This is a genomic window from Paenibacillus sp. HWE-109 (assembly GCF_022163125.1).
GTDB lineage: Bacteria > Bacillota > Bacilli > Paenibacillales > NBRC-103111 > Paenibacillus_E.
Window position 1 is genome coordinate 2,577,269 of sequence record NZ_CP091881.1, and the last position, 18,578, is coordinate 2,595,846.

Annotated in this window: 14 protein-coding genes and 1 pseudogene; 14 read left to right on the forward strand and 1 reads right to left on the reverse strand. The window is 46.7% G+C overall.

Translation table 11 applies throughout. The annotated features are described in order from the left end of the window. Positions 1-45 precede the first annotated feature (45 nt). Positions 46-1,335, forward strand: a complete 1,290-nt coding sequence (locus LOZ80_RS10550; RefSeq protein WP_238171387.1) for an amidohydrolase — start codon at positions 46-48, stop codon at positions 1,333-1,335. 395 nt (positions 1,336-1,730) lie between these two features. Here LOZ80_RS10550 and LOZ80_RS10555 read toward each other — a convergent pair whose 3' ends face one another. After that, positions 1,731-3,047: a purine-cytosine permease family protein gene (locus LOZ80_RS10555; RefSeq protein ID WP_238171388.1), complete on the reverse strand. Its 1,317-nt coding sequence runs from the start codon at positions 3,045-3,047 to the stop codon at positions 1,731-1,733. A 294-nt stretch (positions 3,048-3,341) separates the two neighbouring features. On the opposite strand from LOZ80_RS10555, the gene LOZ80_RS10560 reads away from it, so the two are divergent. The 13 genes and pseudogenes from LOZ80_RS10560 (at position 3,342) to LOZ80_RS10625 (ending at position 18,326) form a co-directional block, all read left to right on the forward strand. Then, the gene (locus tag LOZ80_RS10560) at positions 3,342-4,421 is read left to right on the forward strand and encodes an S-methyl thiohydantoin desulfurase family protein (protein WP_238171389.1); all 1,080 of its coding nucleotides are present in this window, start codon (positions 3,342-3,344) and stop codon (positions 4,419-4,421) included. An 88-nt stretch (positions 4,422-4,509) separates the two neighbouring features. Beyond that, positions 4,510-6,060 carry a PucR family transcriptional regulator gene (locus LOZ80_RS10565; RefSeq protein WP_238171390.1) on the forward strand — a complete coding sequence of 517 codons (1,551 nt, stop codon included), beginning with the start codon at positions 4,510-4,512 and terminating at the stop codon, positions 6,058-6,060. Between the two features lie 130 nt (positions 6,061-6,190). Further along, positions 6,191-6,886 carry an SDR family oxidoreductase gene (locus tag LOZ80_RS10570; RefSeq protein ID WP_238171391.1) on the forward strand — a complete coding sequence of 232 codons (696 nt, stop codon included), beginning with the start codon at positions 6,191-6,193 and terminating at the stop codon, positions 6,884-6,886. A 126-nt stretch (positions 6,887-7,012) separates the two neighbouring features. After that, positions 7,013-7,230, forward strand: a pseudogene (locus LOZ80_RS39445) (transposase zinc-binding domain-containing protein); the annotation flags it as partial. 743 nt (positions 7,231-7,973) lie between these two features. Next, a complete protein-coding gene (locus tag LOZ80_RS10585; RefSeq protein ID WP_238171392.1) occupies positions 7,974-8,315 on the forward strand; it encodes an ArsR/SmtB family transcription factor in 342 nt (113 codons plus the stop codon). Positions 8,316-8,379: 64 nt separating this feature from the next. After that, a complete protein-coding gene (locus LOZ80_RS10590) occupies positions 8,380-9,741 on the forward strand; it encodes an NAD(P)-binding domain-containing protein (RefSeq protein WP_238171393.1) in 1,362 nt (453 codons plus the stop codon). An 88-nt stretch (positions 9,742-9,829) separates the two neighbouring features. Then, entirely contained in the window at positions 9,830-10,132 is a 303-nt protein-coding gene (locus tag LOZ80_RS10595) for a hypothetical protein (protein WP_238171394.1), read from the forward strand. 211 nt (positions 10,133-10,343) lie between these two features. Further along, positions 10,344-11,387 (forward strand): multicopper oxidase domain-containing protein, encoded by a 1,044-nt coding sequence (locus tag LOZ80_RS10600; protein WP_238171395.1) that lies wholly within the window; start codon positions 10,344-10,346, stop codon positions 11,385-11,387. A gap of 21 nt (positions 11,388-11,408) precedes the next feature. Further along, complete coding sequence (locus LOZ80_RS10605) at positions 11,409-12,614, forward strand: ZIP family metal transporter (protein WP_238171396.1); 1,206 nt, start codon at positions 11,409-11,411, stop codon at positions 12,612-12,614. A 27-nt stretch (positions 12,615-12,641) separates the two neighbouring features. Further along, complete coding sequence (locus tag LOZ80_RS10610; protein ID WP_238171397.1) at positions 12,642-12,818, forward strand: twin-arginine translocase TatA/TatE family subunit; 177 nt, start codon at positions 12,642-12,644, stop codon at positions 12,816-12,818. Positions 12,819-13,663: 845 nt separating this feature from the next. Next, a complete protein-coding gene (locus tag LOZ80_RS10615; protein ID WP_238171398.1) occupies positions 13,664-15,685 on the forward strand; it encodes a serine hydrolase domain-containing protein in 2,022 nt (673 codons plus the stop codon). A gap of 99 nt (positions 15,686-15,784) precedes the next feature. Further along, positions 15,785-17,710, forward strand: a complete 1,926-nt coding sequence (locus tag LOZ80_RS10620; protein WP_238171399.1) for a sensor histidine kinase — start codon at positions 15,785-15,787, stop codon at positions 17,708-17,710. Further along, positions 17,703-18,326, forward strand: coding sequence for a response regulator transcription factor (locus tag LOZ80_RS10625; RefSeq protein ID WP_238171400.1), 624 nt, complete (start codon positions 17,703-17,705; stop codon positions 18,324-18,326). Before LOZ80_RS10620 ends, LOZ80_RS10625 begins: the two co-directional genes overlap by 8 nt. Positions 18,327-18,578 lie beyond the last annotated feature (252 nt).

The window sequence follows — 18,578 nt, forward strand, 5'->3', positions numbered from 1 at the left end:
CATAGTTTAACCTCCTATTATCAATCATATTAGGAGGTTTTTTTTATGAAAATATTAATTAAGAATGTAATTATCCTTACGATGGTCGGCGAGGAGCAACCAATCACAGGCGATATTCTCGTTGAAGATGACAAGATTAGAAAGTTAGGGAATCCAATTACGGATGAGGTAGATGAAGTGATACAGGGCCAAGGCATGATTGCGATGCCTGGCTTGATTAATGCTCATCAACATTCTCCCATGAGTTTGCTTAAAGGCTTTTCCGATGATCTGAAGTTAATGGATTGGCTGGAGAAAAAAATGCTGCCGGCAGAGGCCAGAATGACGCCAGAAGATATATATTGGGGTGCCAAACTATCGATGGCAGAAATGATTAAGTCAGGAACAACGGCTTTTGCTGATATGTATATCCAGATGAATGAAATTGCTTTAGCTGTTCAAGAAGTTGGTATGCGTGCTTCTTTAACGCGAGGATTGGTTTTTCTTCAAGACGATGGTGGCAAACGGTTAACAGAAGCGCTGGAACTGGTTGAACAGTGGAATGGTAAAGCTGATGGTAGAATCACAACCATGTTGGGACCCCACTCGCCATACACTTGTCCGCCAGAAGCATTAAGAAATATTGTGAATATTGCGGAAGAACTCAAGCTTCCAATACATATCCATCTGGCTGAAACAAAAGAAGAAGTAATAAAAATTCAGGAAAGATATAACCAAACGCCGACAGAGTATTTATATAATGAAGGTCTTTTTGCAAAATTACATGTTCTGTTAGCTCATAGTGTACATCTAAACCGTCGGGATATTAGACTCTTGAAAGGCATGCGTGGAGGTGTGTCTCATAACCCAGTAAGTAACTTAAAGTTAGGGTGCGGGATAACACCAGTGCTTGAAATGATGAATCAGGGAATTACGGTTGGTCTGGGAACGGACGGCGCAGGAAGTGCCACAACGATCGATATGTTTGAGGAGATTAAGGCAGCTACTTGGTTGCAGAAATTAGATTATGGAAGTCCAACTGTGCTGCCTGCCAGACAAGTTTTGCAAATGGCGACAACAGGAAGTGCTTCGTTGTTAAACATTGGAGATGAAGTCGGCACACTTGAAATTGGGAAAAAAGCGGACATCATACTCATAGATATGAACAAACCCCATTTACAGCCTATTCATAATGTTGGATCGCTCCTTGCCTACAGTGTTAATGGAGCCGACGTTGATACAACGATAGTTAATGGAAAAGTGCTTATGAGAAACCGGAAATTAATGACGATCGATGAAGATGAGCTTTTAAAGCAAGTTGCTGTTCGTGCGAAACGGATCGTTGAGCGAATATGAAATAGAAATAGAAGTCATTGCAATTAGTTTGCTTGAAAGATGCATTTATTATGAACGAAAAGATGAATCCTGGGTTGAATGATGCTGGTGAGTGCTCTGGAATTAGCACAATGAAAGTTAAGAGCCTTCAAAGGCTCCTATTCCCGAATATGAGCCGCTTTTGGCGTGTATAAGAGCTGCTAGGGGCTTTTATTTTCTTCGTTTGGGGGCATTTTGAGTGTATTGGTTGGAGTTAAGAGCCCCCAAAGGCTCCTATTCCCCAATATGAGCAGCTTTTGGCACGTATAAGAGCTTCTAAAGACTCGTAATCGTTTGGATATAAGAATAAGAGGCTGCCTCCTTGGTTTTTAACCTCGTGAGACAGCCTCTTCGCGTCAACAATCTTGCAGTCCCTGCTAAACGACTTCTTCTACTTTGATCTTGCTTTGATTGAATGCTTGAAGCAGCTTCATGCCGATGTAATAAGATAATCCAGTGGCCAGGATAGCATTGACCGATGGAATACCTGCGTCAATGTAATATCCTGCCAGGATGCCAATCCCCCATGCCACGAGCATAATTGGATGGAAGTTCTCAGATTCTGAAGGCAATGTGCCTAGATGGCGACTCTCGTCCAGAATTTTGCGACTGCGTTTGAGAATATAATAGTCGACTATTATGATTCCAGGAATGGGAGGGACACATATACCTAGCAGGATTAAGAAGCCGATAAATTGATCCAAGATTCCCATGATTGATAAAGCGGTTCCAAATATCCCTACGACTAATGTGACGATGGCTCGGTTAGATTTAACTTTAAACAAGGTATGGATGGCATTGGTGAAGCCGAGCGAAGAGGAGTAAAGGTTAATGTCATTAATTTTGATGGTTGCAAAAGTAACCAGAACGGCGCCGAACAAGCCGGTTAGCTGGAGAACGATTGTCATAATGTCATTGCTTTTTATGGCATGGGCCATAAGTACGGCGATCATATTGACACCCAGTTCACCGAGGAAGATGCCTATCACGGTCATTCCGAATACATCTTTGCTGGAACGGCAATATCGGCTGATATCGGGGGTGATGACGCAGCCTACGATGAAGCCGCCAGCAACGATCGTTGTAGCTGCGCTAATCGATAGTGCGGGACCTGGAGCTGGCGAGGATATCAGGCTTGAAAGGGAGTGGTTTTCCAAAACTTTGTAAATACCATAGGCCATCACAAGCAGAAATCCCGGGACGGCAATTTTCGCTGTCCAGCTGAGCCATTTGAAGCCGAAAATAACGATGATGGTTACAAATAGCCCAGTTAGGGCAGCGGATAAAGGAAATCCGAGCTTGCCTCCCAGGGCTTGATCGACGCCTTGGGCAAATACGGAGTTCTGAATGCCGAACCAGCCAGCGAGGCTGATGGCAAATATAGCGCCTATTAAACCCGAGCCGTATTTTCCGAATCCAGCCCACCGGGCTAACATACTGGTTGACAATCCTTCACGGGCTCCTGCAATGCCAAGCAGTACGCTAACGACCTGCAGGATGATACTGCCAAACATAGTCGCCCAAAAAGCTTGCCAAAATGTCATACCATAACCAAGGGCAGCGCCAAGCATGAATTGAGAGATACAAGTTAGCGCGCCAATTCGAACAAGCAGAACTTCCCACATCGGCAATCTGGCATGGGCAGGTACCCTTACAAGAGAGAAGTCATCTGTTTTAGGGGCATGTTGGGTCATTACAATCATCCTCCAGCGTTTGTAGTTTCCTCTGAATTATAAAATTTGTGTGAACAATTTAATATATTGTAACGAACAAACGTAGTTACGTTCACTTGTGCGGCTGCACAGTTTCCAGGCTCTTGGTCATTGTGGGGACGCCTAAAAAGGAGGTCTTGCATTTGGGAGGCTTTCCATAGGAAGGAAAGATGGCTTTTGATATAGTTTGGTTGTGATTATTGTTTGGTTGTTAATATCGTTTAGATGGCATACAGTCGTTGGCTTCAAAAATATAAAAGTAAGTAGGGAAAACAAATGGCGAAGACATATTTGGATGAACGGATGATGGAATTCGCTGTATATGGCGGCGCTATTCTTGGCGGAGGCGGAGGCGGGTGGATCCAAGACGGTCTGAAACTGGGACAATTGGCACTTGAAGTAGGCTCACCCCAACTTTTCTCAGTAGATGAGCTGATGGAGGAAGACATGCTCCTTACGACATCGCTTGTCGGCGCGCCGGCTGCGAAGGAGAAATTTGTGAAACCTATTCACTATGTCAGGGCTATGGAACTAATGTCGGGCAGGCTTCAAAAGCCGATTAACGGCATCATCACCAACGAGAATGGCGCTAACACGACAGTGAATGGTTGGTTTCAGGCGGTCGTGACAGGGCTTCCAGTTGTCGATTTGGCATGTAATGGCCGCGCTCATCCTACTTCGATCATGGGAGCAATGAACCTTCACGAAAGACTCGGATATGTTTCCCATCAAGCAGCTGTTGGTGGGTGGGCTAACCGTTATACGGAGGTAGTCGTGTCAGGAACGATCGAGCAAGCCTCATCATTACTTAGGAGAGTATCTATTGACGCGGGTGGACTAGTTGCTGTCGCACGTAATCCGGTGACGGTAGGTTATGCGACAGCAAACGGCGCGCCAGGAGCCATCAGTCAGGCGATTGAACTGGGTGAAACACTTCTGAGCCATAAGGGTGAATCTGCCATTGAGGCTGTATGCGCTAAACTGGGCGGAACGGTTATCATGTCAGGTGCTGTAACTGCCTTTACACTGAAGACCGACGGAGGCTTCGATGTTGGGCATGTGACGATCGAGGATCATTGGGAGCTCACATTTTGGAACGAATATATGACGTTGGAACATAAGGGGCAGCGGCTAGCGACTTTTCCCGATTTAATCATGACGCTTGATGCGAATACGGCAAGACCCCTTGTTTCTGCAGCCATTACCAAGGGCCAAGCCGTCGCGATCATTCATGCGCCCAAAAGTAAGCTGCTTCTAAGCACTACAATGAGTAAACCTGACTTGCTGCAATCAATTGAAGAGGTTATTGGCAAACCCATAAATGTTTATCATTCGGAAGGAATCGCAACGCGTTGACCAACCTGCTCACCCGCCAATAGGATCAATCTAGCTTTCTATTGAAAGTGTGGTAACATCGAGTTAACCATTTACTTGAGGTGAGCGTATGGAGAACACCCCTTTTACTGTGCAGCATTTGCTGCAAATGCCCTTGTTCCGAGAAGCCAAAATTATCGGTGGGCAAGCCGGCGTAACGAATGAAATTTATTATATCGATAGTATGGAGATGCCGGATCTGACAGGTTGGCTGCGACCCAATGAGCTTATCCTCACGACAGGATATTCTTTCCGTCACGAGCCAACTATGCTGTGCGGTTTGCTTGATGAGATGCATAGGGTCGGCGGCTCTGCGGTTGGCATTAAGACGAGGCGGTTTCTTCAAGAGGTGCCTGAGGAAGCTATTTACAAAAGCAATTTATATAACATTCCATTATTTGATATTCCACTTGAAGTTCCTTTCATGGACATGACTCGATCCATTCTAGATCAGATTCTTCAGCGACAAGCTTATATGCTTCGCGAACTGCGTGAAGTGAATCAGCAGTTTACGAATTTAGTTTTGAATCGAAGGACGACTGAACTTGTTATATTGATTGGTCAGCTCCTGCAATGCGAAGCCGCGGTAGTCAACAGCCAGGAAGAAATAGAAAGCGGCACGCTCCATTTTGCCAAAGCGAACATAGCAGAGAAGCATGATGTACGCGTAGGCAGTCGTAAGTTTGGGTATTTGGCCATCACGCGCAAGCTGGGAGAGCAGGATCATTTCGAGATAAGCTGTCTGGAACATGCGGTTACCGTATTAGCTCTGGAATTTACAATACGGCAATCCCAGCAGCTGCATCTGGAGCGGGAACAGGAGGCTTTTCTAGTCGAGCTGTTGTCGGGGTCCAATCATCAGGAAGAGCTGCTGAATTATCGGGCCAAACGCCTTGGTATCCCACTTGGCCCCTTTCCTTATGTCATTGTCATGAAGCATTCAAGCTCAATAGCTATGGACAATGAAAAGATCAATAATTTGAATCATTGGCTGCTGCGCGAGATTAACAACCCGGGAAGCTTTGCGCGCAAAGGGATAGAGATTAACGGGCAGCTCTTGATCTTATGCCACTTGGTTCATAAGGACATAGATAACCAGCGCAAAGAAACCGAACAGTTCGTCAAGGACCTTTTGACCAAAGCGAATCATCATGGCTTCAATGAAGATATACGTTTCGTTTGCGGAATGGGGAGTTTCCGGGAGCAGATTAGCGAGATTTCTGACAGTTGTCGAGAGGCTCAGAAGGCTTTGGCCATCGGTGAGATCAGTTTGCCTAAGCAAATGGTTGTTCATATTAAGGATGTTTTAGTCGAACAATTGCTAATGGATACCTCTGATCACCACGTATTAAACGTATTGTATGAAGAGTTCATTGCACCATTGGAAGTGTATGATCAGGAATTCGGAGCGAATTTATTAATTACTTTGGAAGCCTACTTAAGATTGGGAAGTAATACGAAACAAGTGGCCGAAGAGCTATTTATCCATCGTAATTCGGTCTTGTACCGTTTGGAGCGCATTAGAGAGATTTTGCAAAAAGATCTGAGTGACGCCGAGGTTCATTTGAGACTTGTATTAGCGATTCGGTTTTGGAAGTTGAAACGGGCAAGAGGGAAGTAACACGCTGCTTTTTGTGACGCTGCCCAAATGGAGGCCATCTATTTTGGGTCCTACTCCATAGGAGGGCAGGGCCCTTCTTGTTATATTTGAATTATAGTTTCAGAGCATACAAGTGAGGGAGAGGATCATAATGACACTGAAAGACAAACGCGTAATTATTATCGGCGGAAGCACAGGCATCGGTTTGGCGACCGCTAAGACAGCTATAGAGCAAGGCGCCAGTGTTGTCATTGCAGGACGATCGTTAGAGAAATTGGAGAAAGCCAAAGCAGAAATCAATAGTGATGCTCTTCAGGTGATACAAGTGGATAACAAGAATGAGGAAGCGCTTAAAGCTTTTTTTGAAAAGGTGGGGCATTTCGATCATCTGTTCACACCTGGAGCCGCGTATGTACTCGGACCTATAACGGCAGAGTCGGACATTGCTGAGAGCAGTTTCAATGGGAAGTTCTGGCCACAGTATTATGCTGCCAAACATGCGGTTCCCTATATCTCACAGAGTGGTTCTATTGTGCTGATGTCAGGCGCAGCCGGGCAAAGACCCATTCCTGGCGCTGCTTCCTATGCAGCTTGTAATGGCGCCATTGAGAGTCTGGGCAAAGCGCTGGCCATTGAGCTGGCTCCAGTGCGGGTTAATGTGGTTGCTCCTGGCACCATCCGAACAGAGAAAGAACGGACGGAAGCCTACGAGGCCTATAAAGGGATGTGTCTGTTGAAGCGAGTGGGGGATGTCGAAGACGTTGCTCATTCCGTTGTTTACTTAATGACTAACCGCTATACGACGGGGAGTACGCTCTTTCCCGATGGCGGATATGTATTAAGTTAATTTCAATGACGAGATTACTTTGTGTCGATAGCAGAAATAAGCACTAGCTTGCTAAATCATCATCGAGCACTTGTATTTAATGGACCTAGCCGCAGGCTAGGTCTATGTTATTTGCGCCCCACTGCATTTCGCGATTGGGGAGACCCGAAGAAAGGATATATGCTGCTTGCATGTGATTGGTGTGCCACGATCTTAAGGTGGTGCCTTATCGGTGCAAGGGACGTTTCTGCACGACGTGTTCATGCGGAGAAACGGGAGAGTGGAGCCGGGGGTTGTCTGTGGACGTATGTCAAGTCAACTATCGACAGGTTATCTTGACCATCGACGAAGGTTTAAGAGACATGTCGATGGTTGGGGTGAGTGAAGCTTGCGCTGAAGTGAAATGTTGGAGATTGACGCCAGTCTCCAGACTTGGGTTGTAGGCCGCCCCAGCACGATGGAGTGGTTTGATGCGGTGTGACGAGAACAAGGTAGCTGTAAACGTACGTATTTGTTCGAGTGGCTGCTGGTTTGGAGGTATAAATAAGCTATTTGGCAGAATGAGATCCGCTAGCTTTGCTATCGCGCGGAGAATAGGGAACGTCAAACCGCGTTACTAGCAAAATGTCTCAGGATAGCGAGTTTGAGGGAACTACAGTACGCTATCATTCTGAAAACCGCCATATTACACGCCAGAGGGAACTACGGTCCGCTATTCCACCATTTCCCGGCTAGAATCAGCAGTTTCCGCTGAAATAGCGGATCTCAGTTCCCTTTCATGCTACGTTTACCCCATTTCCTGCCATATAGAGGATCATAGTTCCTTTTCACACGACGCTCTCTGTCATTGCACAGCCCAAAGGGAACTACAATCCGCTAGATTGTTGAAAACCGTCATGAAGACGCTTATCTCTTAGGTCGGCAATGCCGCTTTTCTCATATTTCGACAACGTGTGTTTGTTGAGGACAGTGTAAACCGGATCCTTAATCCGTTATTTGGCAACGAATCGCGGGGAAGGGAATCCGGAATTTAGATTGCATTTGAGTGTAGAGTGGGATATATTGTATCTATATCAAAAAAAATTGATTAATGAAACGAGTGCGAATAATGAAAACCGTCATTCCTTTAAATCAGGAAACAGTCAAAACTGCTTCAAATGAGGCATTATTCGAAACCTTTGAAGCAAAGTTTAAAGCGTTAGCAGACCGCAAGAGACTGCAGATTATGTATGAGCTAACGCAACGTGGAAAAACATGTGTTTGTGATCTATGCGATATCGTAGAGATGGCTCAATCCAAATTATCGTATCACTTAAAAATCTTGTTGGATGCCAATCTTATTACAAAAGAAATCATCGGCACCTGGAGTTACTATGAAATCCATTCGAGTGAAGTTAATGCACTGCTTTCAGAACAATTGTGCTGCATTTTTAAACCGAGCGGATCTTAATTTTTTTTGTTTAATAAATCAAATTTTCTTGATTAATAGAACTGAATTATAACCTGGAGGTAGTATGATGAATCAATATTCTAGTTTGTCCAAAGCACAACTGCCAGTAGCCATTATAGGTGCTGGACCTGTAGGTCTTGCCGCGGCAGCCCATCTGGTTACTCGTGGGGAATCGTTTGTACTATTTGATGTTGGTCATGCGGTGGGAGCTAGCATCCTTCAATGGGCTCATGTACGCCTCTTTTCACCATGGGAATACAATATCGATAAAGCAGCTAAACAATTGCTTATTTCACACGGTTGGAATGTTCCGAATCCGTTAGATATTCCCACAGGATTAGAAATGGTTAAAGACTATTTGACACCTTTTGCTGAATTGCCCGAAATTAAACCATTCCTATACTTGAGTGCCAAAGTGGTTGCTGTGAGCCGTGAAGGCTTAAACAAAGTTAAAACGCATGGCCGGGAGGATCTTCCGTTTGTTTTGCACGTTGAAATGAATGGTGAACGTAGCATCGTAAAGGCCAAAGCCGTCATTGATGCCTCCGGGACCTGGACGAATCCCAATCCAATCCGATCTGAAGGTGTATGGACAACAGAAGAACAAGCTTTCAGTAAGCAAATATCCTACGGGATACCTGATATTCTTCATAAGCATAAAGATCGTTATAGTGGAAAGAAAGTGCTTGTTGTGGGCAGTGGTCATTCTGCGATTAATACATTATTAGAACTTGGAGAGCTCAAGGAGCAAGTACCGGAAACTGAAATTGTCTGGCTCTTGAGAAAATCTAACTTGGAGGATGTTTACGGAGGAAGGGAGCAAGATCAACTTGCGGCAAGAGGAGAACTTGGAATACGGATTCAAAAACTTGTCGGAACAGGCAATGTGAAAGTAATAACGCCATTTTATGTGCAAGAGGTAAAAAAGAATAAAGATAAAATTCAAGTCATCGGAACTTTGAATGGTGAATTTCAACGGATCGATGGGATTGATGAAATTGTTGCCAATACCGGTTCTCGCCCAGATTTCTCCTTTCTAAGAGAAGTTAGGGTTTTGGCAGATCCTAGTCTAGAAAGTGCAATGGAACTGGCACCTTTGATCGATCCGAATGTTCATAGTTGTGGTACTGTGAGACCACATGGAGAGAAGGAACTGCGTCAACCAGAAAAGGACCTCTACATTGTCGGAGCAAAAAGCTATGGCAGAGCACCAACTTTTTTGATGGCCACAGGGTATGAACAAGTGCGTTCCGTTGTCTCCTATATTGCAGGAGATCGCGAAGCAGCAGAGAGAGTGGAACTTAGACTGCCGGAAACAGGGGTATGCAGTATTAGAGCCGATGTCACCAATACTTGTTGTTCACCAGCGCCCCAATTAAAAACATCAAAATCTTCATGCTGCAACGGTACGAGTAAGTACGAATGATGTAGTTGCCTTAAAGGCGTGCAAACTGTCAACAGTTTGTACGTCATTTTTTTACAGAATAGAGAAAGCTTTTTAACTAGATGAAGCTTTGACAGTAGGTACTGGTTTTCTGAATAAACATAAGGCCAATGTAAGTTTGAGTGAGCGGAAAGAATACTACGATCATGGACGTTTGTTGTTTTCTATCGCTCCTCAGCCAAATGCAAGAGCAGGCGAAGGTTCAGATAAGATTATCGATGTCTTCTCTTCAAATCCATTGGCTGGAGAACTAAACGGATCGGATCGTCATGCGCCTACGATGATGATGATGATGCCAGAAGTTGGACGTTGGCGTTTGCTGCCATATGTACATGGCCGATTGCTTGATCCAATTGTTGTAGAAGTTAGATAGGTTCCTATCGCGCAGCGTTTTTGGATGCTCAAAATTTATGTGCTTTTCCAAGTTAAAAATAGGTTTACAAACCATAACTTTCAGCTTATAGTTAAATTACATTGTTTCCTTTGGTAAACTTTTTGTCCCATTGGAAACAAATTTTTGTGCTAAATGTTTCCCTAGGTCAAAAAAATTGTAAACAAGCAATAATTGTTGGGAGGGCCAAAAGATGTTTCAGAAACAAGATAAAAAGGTATCGCGACGCAATCTTCTGAAGATGGGAACGGCAGGGGCTTTTGCTGTCATTGGCAGTACATTATTGAATCCGTCCTCTTTGTTTGGTAAATCAACATTAGCGGCGGGTAAGCATGACATTCATGAGGCTATGAAGGGACAACTGCACGAAGGCATGAAGCATGGATATGTACCCAGTGGTGAAGTGACGGAGGGTTTTAAAGCAGCGCAGAAAGCACTCACCACATTTGATTATGGGAAGGTGAGCAAGCTGCCGGACGGAAGAACCCTGCGGGAATATGAGATTACTGCCTATGAAGCAAACGTTGAGATTGCGAAAGGGATCAAATTCCCCGGTTGGACTTTTAATGGTACAATACCTGGCCCAACGATTCGCTGTACAGAAGGGGATGTCCTTCGCGTGAATTTTTCCAACGCAACGAGCCATCCGCATTCGATCCATTTCCATGGCATGCACCCTACGAATATGGATGGGCTGGAAGCGATCAATTCAGGGGACTCTTTTACATATGAATTCGAAGCGAAACCAGCAGGCATGCATGTCTATCATTGTCATGTAGCCCCTCTTGCCAGACATATTCATAAAGGACTGTACGGAAACTTCATCATTGATCCTAAGAAACCAAGAGCTGTTGCCAAGGAATTCAATATGCTTATGAATGGCTATGATCTTGACCTTGATGGTGAAAATGAAATTTATACCGTGAATGGGTATGCCTTTGCATATCAGCAAGAGCCGATCAAAGTGAAAGTCGGAGAACTTGTCCGTATTTATCTAAGTAATTTAACGGAGTTTGATCTCATTAATTCTTTTCATCTGCATGCCAATTTCTTTAACTATTATGCAACTGGAGCAGATCCAGAAGCACGCCCCAATTTCACGGATACGATTATGCAGTGTCAAGGTGAACGTGGCATCCTTGAAATTGTTTTCCCAGCACCGGGACGATATATGTTTCATGCCCATCAAAGTGAATTTGCAGAGCTCGGATGGATGGGATTCTTCATTGCAGAATAAGAAAGGAGGCGAACGATTGCTATGAGTATTAACAATGATATCGTAGAAAAGACATCTTCTAACAAGTTAAAAGCGATTCTTTGGGGCATTCTTCCATTGGTATTATTAATTGCAATTATCATAACGATAGCCAAAGTAGGGACTGGAATTGAAAGTGAGCCTGCTGCTCCAATTGAAGTCTTGAATGTTGAAAAAATCACTCTCAATGACGAGGGCATTCAAGTTAGAGTTTTAAACTCAGGACCTGAGGCAATAACCATTGCTCAAGTTGTCGTTGATGGAGCCTTCTGGAACGCAAGTTTTTCACCAAGTGATACCTTAAAGAGGTTTGAACAAGGAACTGTGAAAATTCCATACCCATGGGTACAAGGGGATCCTCATGAAATTAAATTTATTACCTCGAACGGTTTAATCTTCACGGGGGAAGTGGCTGCAGCAGCCGCAACGCCGGAACCGAGTGGCAAACTCTTTTGGCAGTATGCTTTAATTGGGTTCTATGTTGGGGTTATTCCTGTTGGACTTGGTTTACTCTGGTATCCATTCTTACGTAGATTTTCAGTTAAAGGAATGCATGCAATTCTCGCAATGACGATTGGCCTGTTATTCTTTCTAGTTATTGATACCTTTCAAGAAGGGTTTGAAATGGCTACGGAAGCGCCAGGCGTATTTCAAGGGACTGGGTTAGTATGGTTTGGAGCACTACTTAGTTGTCTCTTCTTGATTGCTGTGGATCAGTCCAATGAGCGCAAGTTGAGCAATAAAAGCGATGGAAGAAGGGTGGCTGCCAAAATTGCCACAGGCATTGGCTTGCATAATTTAGGCGAAGGACTTGCGATCGGATCTGCATTTGCAGTTGGAGAGGCAGCTTTAGGCACATTTCTCATCATTGGATTTACCCTGCACAATATCACAGAAGGCGTAGGAATTGCGTCGCCACTACTTAAAGAACGTCCAAATTGGAAGACCTTTGTTAAGTTAGCTTTGATAGCTGGTGGACCTGCCATTATTGGAACCTGGGCCGGAGGATTCATATTTAACGATACACTGGCTGCGTTATTCTTTGGCATAGGTGCTGGTGCTATTTTACAGGTCATTTATGTGATTTCTAAAATGATTCTTAAAGAATCGGAGAAGAAGGGACTTTCTCCCGTTTCTTGGTTGAATTTTGGAGGCTTATCAGCTGGAATTCTCATTATGTATGTGACGGCCTTAATGGTCAAATTCTAAAAAACATGAAAGGTAGATGATGAAAACATGCTTTCTGGCATCGGTGTATCAGGAGTTATCATCATTTTTGCTGTTGCGCTGCTGTTATTTGGCCCTACGAAGCTTCCGCAATTAGGCCGTGCTCTCGGCACAACGATAAAAGAGTTTAGACAGGGAACGAAGGATTTGTTAGAAGAGGATAAGAAAGAGAGGTTCAAAGAATAGGCGAGAAGGGGTGGGAATAGACGAGAATGGGCGGATAAGGGCAAGAATAGACGAAAAAGCGGAAAATGGTGAAAGATGAGCAATAATGGACGAGAACGGGCGAAAAAGGGCAGGAATGGACGATAAAGGGCGAAAGGGCAAGAATGGACGATAAAGGTGAAAAAGGGCAGGAATGGACGATAAAGGGCGAAAAGGGCAAGAATGGACGATGGGGGAATGACGAAAAAACGAGATAAGACGTGTGAAGATGAGAAATGACGAAAAAACGAGACAAGACAAGTGAAGATGAGAAATGACGAAAAAACGAGACAAGATGAGTGAAGATGAGAAAAATAAGAAAATCCGGTAATTCCGAGAAATACGGCTTTGCCGGCCTGAGGAATCGGTCTCTATATTAGCGAAAAACCCGATTAAAAGGAACTCTGGTACGTTATTTAGGAAAATAGAGGGATGCGAAGGACATAGCGGAACTACAGGGTCTTATTTCCACGAAAAACGCTGAAATTGCCCATGAAACAGCAGAATAGCGTACTGTAGTTCCCCCAACCTCGCGATAATGCCAGTTTTTGCTAAAATAGCGTACTGTAGTTCCCTCCATCTCCGCTCAAGGCAGCTAGAATGACTCTTCGTAAACCGTCCGCAGCCCTATAGGTAGCCAGCAGCATTAAAATTGAGGTCTGTCGTGAATCCAGTCTCATACTCCATTAGTTTGGCGCGATCACGCAATACAAATGCGTGAACGGCGCGGATACCGCGCAGCGATACGGATTTGTCACTTGAGAGAATGTGCTACGGTAAGGATGGACGTTAAGTCACTATCCTATCTCAAGGCAAAGGAGATACCTATGTACATTCACTCAGCTTTCTCCGCTTCCAAGATCCGCAAATCGCTTTTGGCTTTATTGATTGCAGCTTTGTTGAACGCAGCACTGTTCATCCCGCCAGCCAGTTATGCGACCGAGCAGAAAGGCGGACCTTCCGATCCAAAAGAGACGGAGGCGTTCATCGATAGCTTCTTCAACCGGGCGGACATTCAAGCAAAACTCGCGGGTGCGGTTATCGCCGTTGTCAAGGACGATCGGACGCTGCTTGCCAAAGGATACGGCTACGCCGACGCGGAGCGTCAGACAGCAGTCGATCCAGACCAAACGCTGTTCCGTCTAGCCTCCCTTTCCAAAACGTTTACCGCCACCGCCGTCATGCAATTGGCCGAGCAGCACCAAGTCGATCTGGACCGCGATATCGGCGGCTATTTGAACGGACTCCGGATTCCGAACATTACAGGCGCTCCGCTGACACTTAAGCATCTGATGACGCATACGAGCGGATTCGATCAAACGGAGGCGGAAACGGACGAGGGCGCTCCGCAGGATGTTTATCCGCTGGAAGCCTTCGTCAAAGACAACCTTCCTACTGTCATCCGAAAGCCGGGAGAAGCGTTCCGTTACGACAACTACGCATACGACCTGCTGGGTTTTATCGTACAAAATGTCTCTGGCAAACCGTTCGACGAAGTCGTCGTTGATCGCATATTCACGCCGCTCGGTATGACCGACAGCTATTTAACCCTCACACCGGACGTGCAAAAACGACTTGCCGTTCCGCATGACGGAGCCGGCGAACCGCTTCCGCAGTACGCTACGTTTCCGAATAATTCGCCAGACGGAGGCCTGATATCGACAGGCGCCGATATGGCCCGGTTCATGCAGGCTGAGCTAAACGGCGGAAAGCTGGGAGAAGCGTCTATCCTGAGCGCGCAGTCCATTCGCGACATGCAGCAGCTAGACGTATCGATTCATCCCGACATTCCTGGCGTCGGCTACGGCTTCGAATCCTCGTTCCCAGAGTACGCGAATGGGCAAACCGTCGTTGATAAGGCCGGCGTTTCTTCAGGCTTTCAAGCGCAAATGTGGCTGCTGCCCGAACGCAAAACAGGATTGTTCATCGCTTTGAACAGTGCGCAGCAAGCGAGAACGATCCGCTCTCAGCTGTTCAAAGCGTTCATGGATCATTATTTTCCGGAATCGCCAAACCCGCCGCAAGAAACAGTGTCCCCCATAAGCCAAACGAAGGATCAGCTTAGGCGTCTGGAAGGCTTTTACCGCGATTTAAGGCTTCCGATGTGGCATTACGATGTAGTCGCACAAGTCGGCGGACTGCTTATCACTGACTCTTACGGGACGCATCGCTTGAAGCAAATCAAGGAGCTGCTGTTCGAGGATGTTGACGGCAGAAAAGCGGCTTTCAAGGATGGCGGCGAAGGCAAGCTGTACTTTTCCTATAATAAAGCAGACAGCTGGTCAGAGAAGCTGCCTGGCCCGATACCTTTCTCCGATGTGCCAGACAATCACCCCTATGCGAGATTCATCTACTATGTTCAGCAGCAGGGCTTGCTCGGGAAAGAAGACAGCCTGGTGTTTAACCCGGACCAGCCGATCACCCGCGCCCAATTCGTCGGGCAGTTGTTGAAACTATCGGATATCCCATTGTCCCCGGAACCAGTGTCGTTCGCCGACACCGCGCAAAGTCCGTATGCGTCCGAAATCCAGACGGCTCTTGCGTTAGGCCTCGTCAATGGTACGACCGGCGACGCTTTCGAACCGGACCGGCCGATCATCCGCCAGGAAGCCGCTGTCATCATGGCGCGTGCTCTGCTGCTTGGCTTCGGCTCGGCCGGAGCCGTTCCGCTCGAAGCTGCGCTGCAAGGAAAGACCGACGACTGGGCGCTGGAAGGTGTGCAAACCGTCGTCGCCAGAGGCTATTACGGCCCGGAGGTCGTTCCGGATGCAACCGGCGCGGTTGACTACCGGTCGAAACAGCCGATGCTGCGCAAAGAAGCGGCCGCTATGTTTTATCGGTTTCCATAAAGCTGTCGTTGTTGACATAGAGCAAACCTCCCTTTGACGGCGAGGCTTGCTCTATTCTTGCGACATGCATGCTATACTTGAAACGGGTGATCGCATACAATGAACGGACTTAAACGTTTGCAGACAAAACAAAAAAATGGCCGATGGATTGCCGCAACCATCGTTTGTTACCTTATGCTTGCCGTTTACATACATATCGTTTCTTTCAATGCACCTTACCTCGGCATTGAGCTTGGGCAATCCTCCAGTACCGGATGGCCCGTCGAATCGATCGACGAAAGCGGCAAGGCGGCGCTTTGGAATATCCGGCCGGGCGACAAGATCGTAGCTATGGATGGAAATCCCCGTCCGAAGTTGATCGAGACCGATTCGGGGACCCTCTTGACCAGAGCGGGCTATATCGATGTGGAGAAGCAAGATGGAACGCGGCTCGAGTTCCGAAGCACGCCACGCGCGAGCGACATCGTCCAGATGATGATCTCGGCCGGCTTAGAAGTGATGCTGCTCGGCATTGGTGTCTTTGCCGTCCGGATGAAGCCGGAATCGCGCATTATCCGCCAGTTTTACATGCTGAACGGGTTGATGGCGCTATGCGTGCTGAGTCAGTTTTCAGACGAGAAAACGGTGTCTGAACTGATCATCATTTTATGCTCGATTTGGCTGCCGCATCTGCTTCTTTCTTTTTATTTGCTGTTGGTGTTCCGAACGGTCCTTACCCGGTTCAAGAAGCTGCTTGCAGGCTATCTGGTTTATTCGATCGTCCTCTCGCTATCGCTCGTTTACTTTATCGCGGTCGGCCAAGATGTGTACAATTGGGTCGTGAACATACTCAATTTGACGGTTGTCGGCACACTCCTGCTGCTGGCGGGTATCACCTTCGTTTACTGGAAAACGTTCGGCCGGCAAGAGCAAAACCAGCTGCTCGTCCTGTTTAGCGGGCTGTTCTTAAGCCTGCTGCCATACACGTTTCTATACGCCATTCCGATACTCCTCGGGGAGGAACCTATCGTTCTCATCAAATATACGCTCATCGGTCTCATTCCATTTTCCGGCGCGATCACTTACCTGCTCATCGACAGGAGCATGCTCGATATCCGGCTTTATTTTCCACGGCTGCTCATTCACGGCATGTATTTGGGCAGTTCGTTCGCGCTGTTCACTTTCGCTTCCAAAGAGCCAGCTGTCGCGCTCTATCTGCTTTTTGTGCTGTTCGCCCTGCTAACTTTCGGTTATCAGAAATGCTTGCAGCGCTATCGGCGCAAATCCCAGCGGCAAGCAGAATGGCTGGAACGGCAAAAGCTTCAGCTATATAAGCAGCTAGCGGAGAAAGGGATCAAACCGCATGCACAGGGTGACATGATCCCGTACAATCGAATCCTGCTCGAGGCGCAGCAGTCCGAACGCATTCGCACCACGTACTATTTGCACGACCATTTGCTGCAAAATTTGATCTTTTTGTCGCGTGACCTGGAGGAACTGCACGATACGGGGACAGCGGACAAAGAGCAAATCGCCGTTTGGCTGAAATGCGTCTACGATTCGCAGCGCGATATTCGAACGCTATGCGACGATTTGTATCCTCATATTATCGATAAAGGCGATTTGAAAGAGGCGCTGCATTGGCTCATGCGCACGATGCAGGAAAAAGGAGATATCCGAATGGAACTCGATTACGGGCTTTCTCCCGGAGAACCGGCCAACGAGCTGATCAAAACGAATTTATTCCGGGCTATCCGCGAAATCGTCCATAACGCCTTCAAGCATTCCGAAGCGACCGACATGACCATCCGATTATGGATGGATCGGCTAACAATCTGCTGTGAAATTGCCGATAACGGCAAAGGATTCGACATCGCGTCGGTTTTGTATCCTTCTCCTGAGGGGGAAAGAAGTTTCGGCCTTCTGTCCGTGCACAGCCAAATTCGCCACCTCGGCGGGGATACGGACATCGACTCCTCCCCTGGAAACGGAACGGTCGTCACGATCAAATTGCCACTTGGAACGGAGGCGCATGCCCATGCCTGACCCAATAAGAGTCGTGCTACTCGACGACCATCCCCTTGTGCTCGAAGGGCTGAAAAATCGACTCGAAAAAGAGCCGGACATCGAGGTCCCGCAAACGTTCGGCGATCCTCGCGAGCTGCTGGAGAAAATTGGAGACTGCCGGCCGGACGTGCTCGTCATGGACATCTCGATGCCGTATTTGAACGGATTTGAGCTGGGGAAAATGCTGAAAGAACGCTTCGGCCATTCTCTGAAAATCATCCTGCTGTCCGGCTATATGTATGATGAGTTTTACGCCAAAGCCTATGAAATCGGGGCGCATGCTTACTTGTCCAAGCAGAGCACTTATGCCCAGATTATTAACGCCATTAAACAAAGTGTGATGGGCTATGCACTCGTTTCGGAAAAAATGATGTCCCGATCCCCAGACCATCTTACCCTGAAGGAGCGAGAGGTGTTGGAGTTGGTCGCTGTGGAGTTGACGAACAAAGAGATCGCCCAGCAGTTGGCTATCAGCCAGCGCACGGTCGAATACCATCTCGCGTCGATCAATCAGAAGCTCGGCGTCAAAACACGCATCGGTGCGGTGGCCAAAGGATACAAGTTAGGTTTGCTCGGTTCTTATGACCAATATTAGCTATCGCGTGGAGATAAGAGAACGTCAAGCCGCGATACTAGCAAAATGTGTCAGGATAGCGAGTTTGAGGGAACTACAGTCCGCTATCATTCTGAAAACCGCCATTTTCTAAGCCAGAGGGAACTGAGATACGCTATTTCACCTTTTCACGGTTGGAATCAGCAGGTTCCGCTTAAATAGCGGATCGCAGTTCCCTTTCAGGCTACGTTTATCTCAGTTTCCGCCAGTTAGCGGATCATAGTTCCTTTTCAC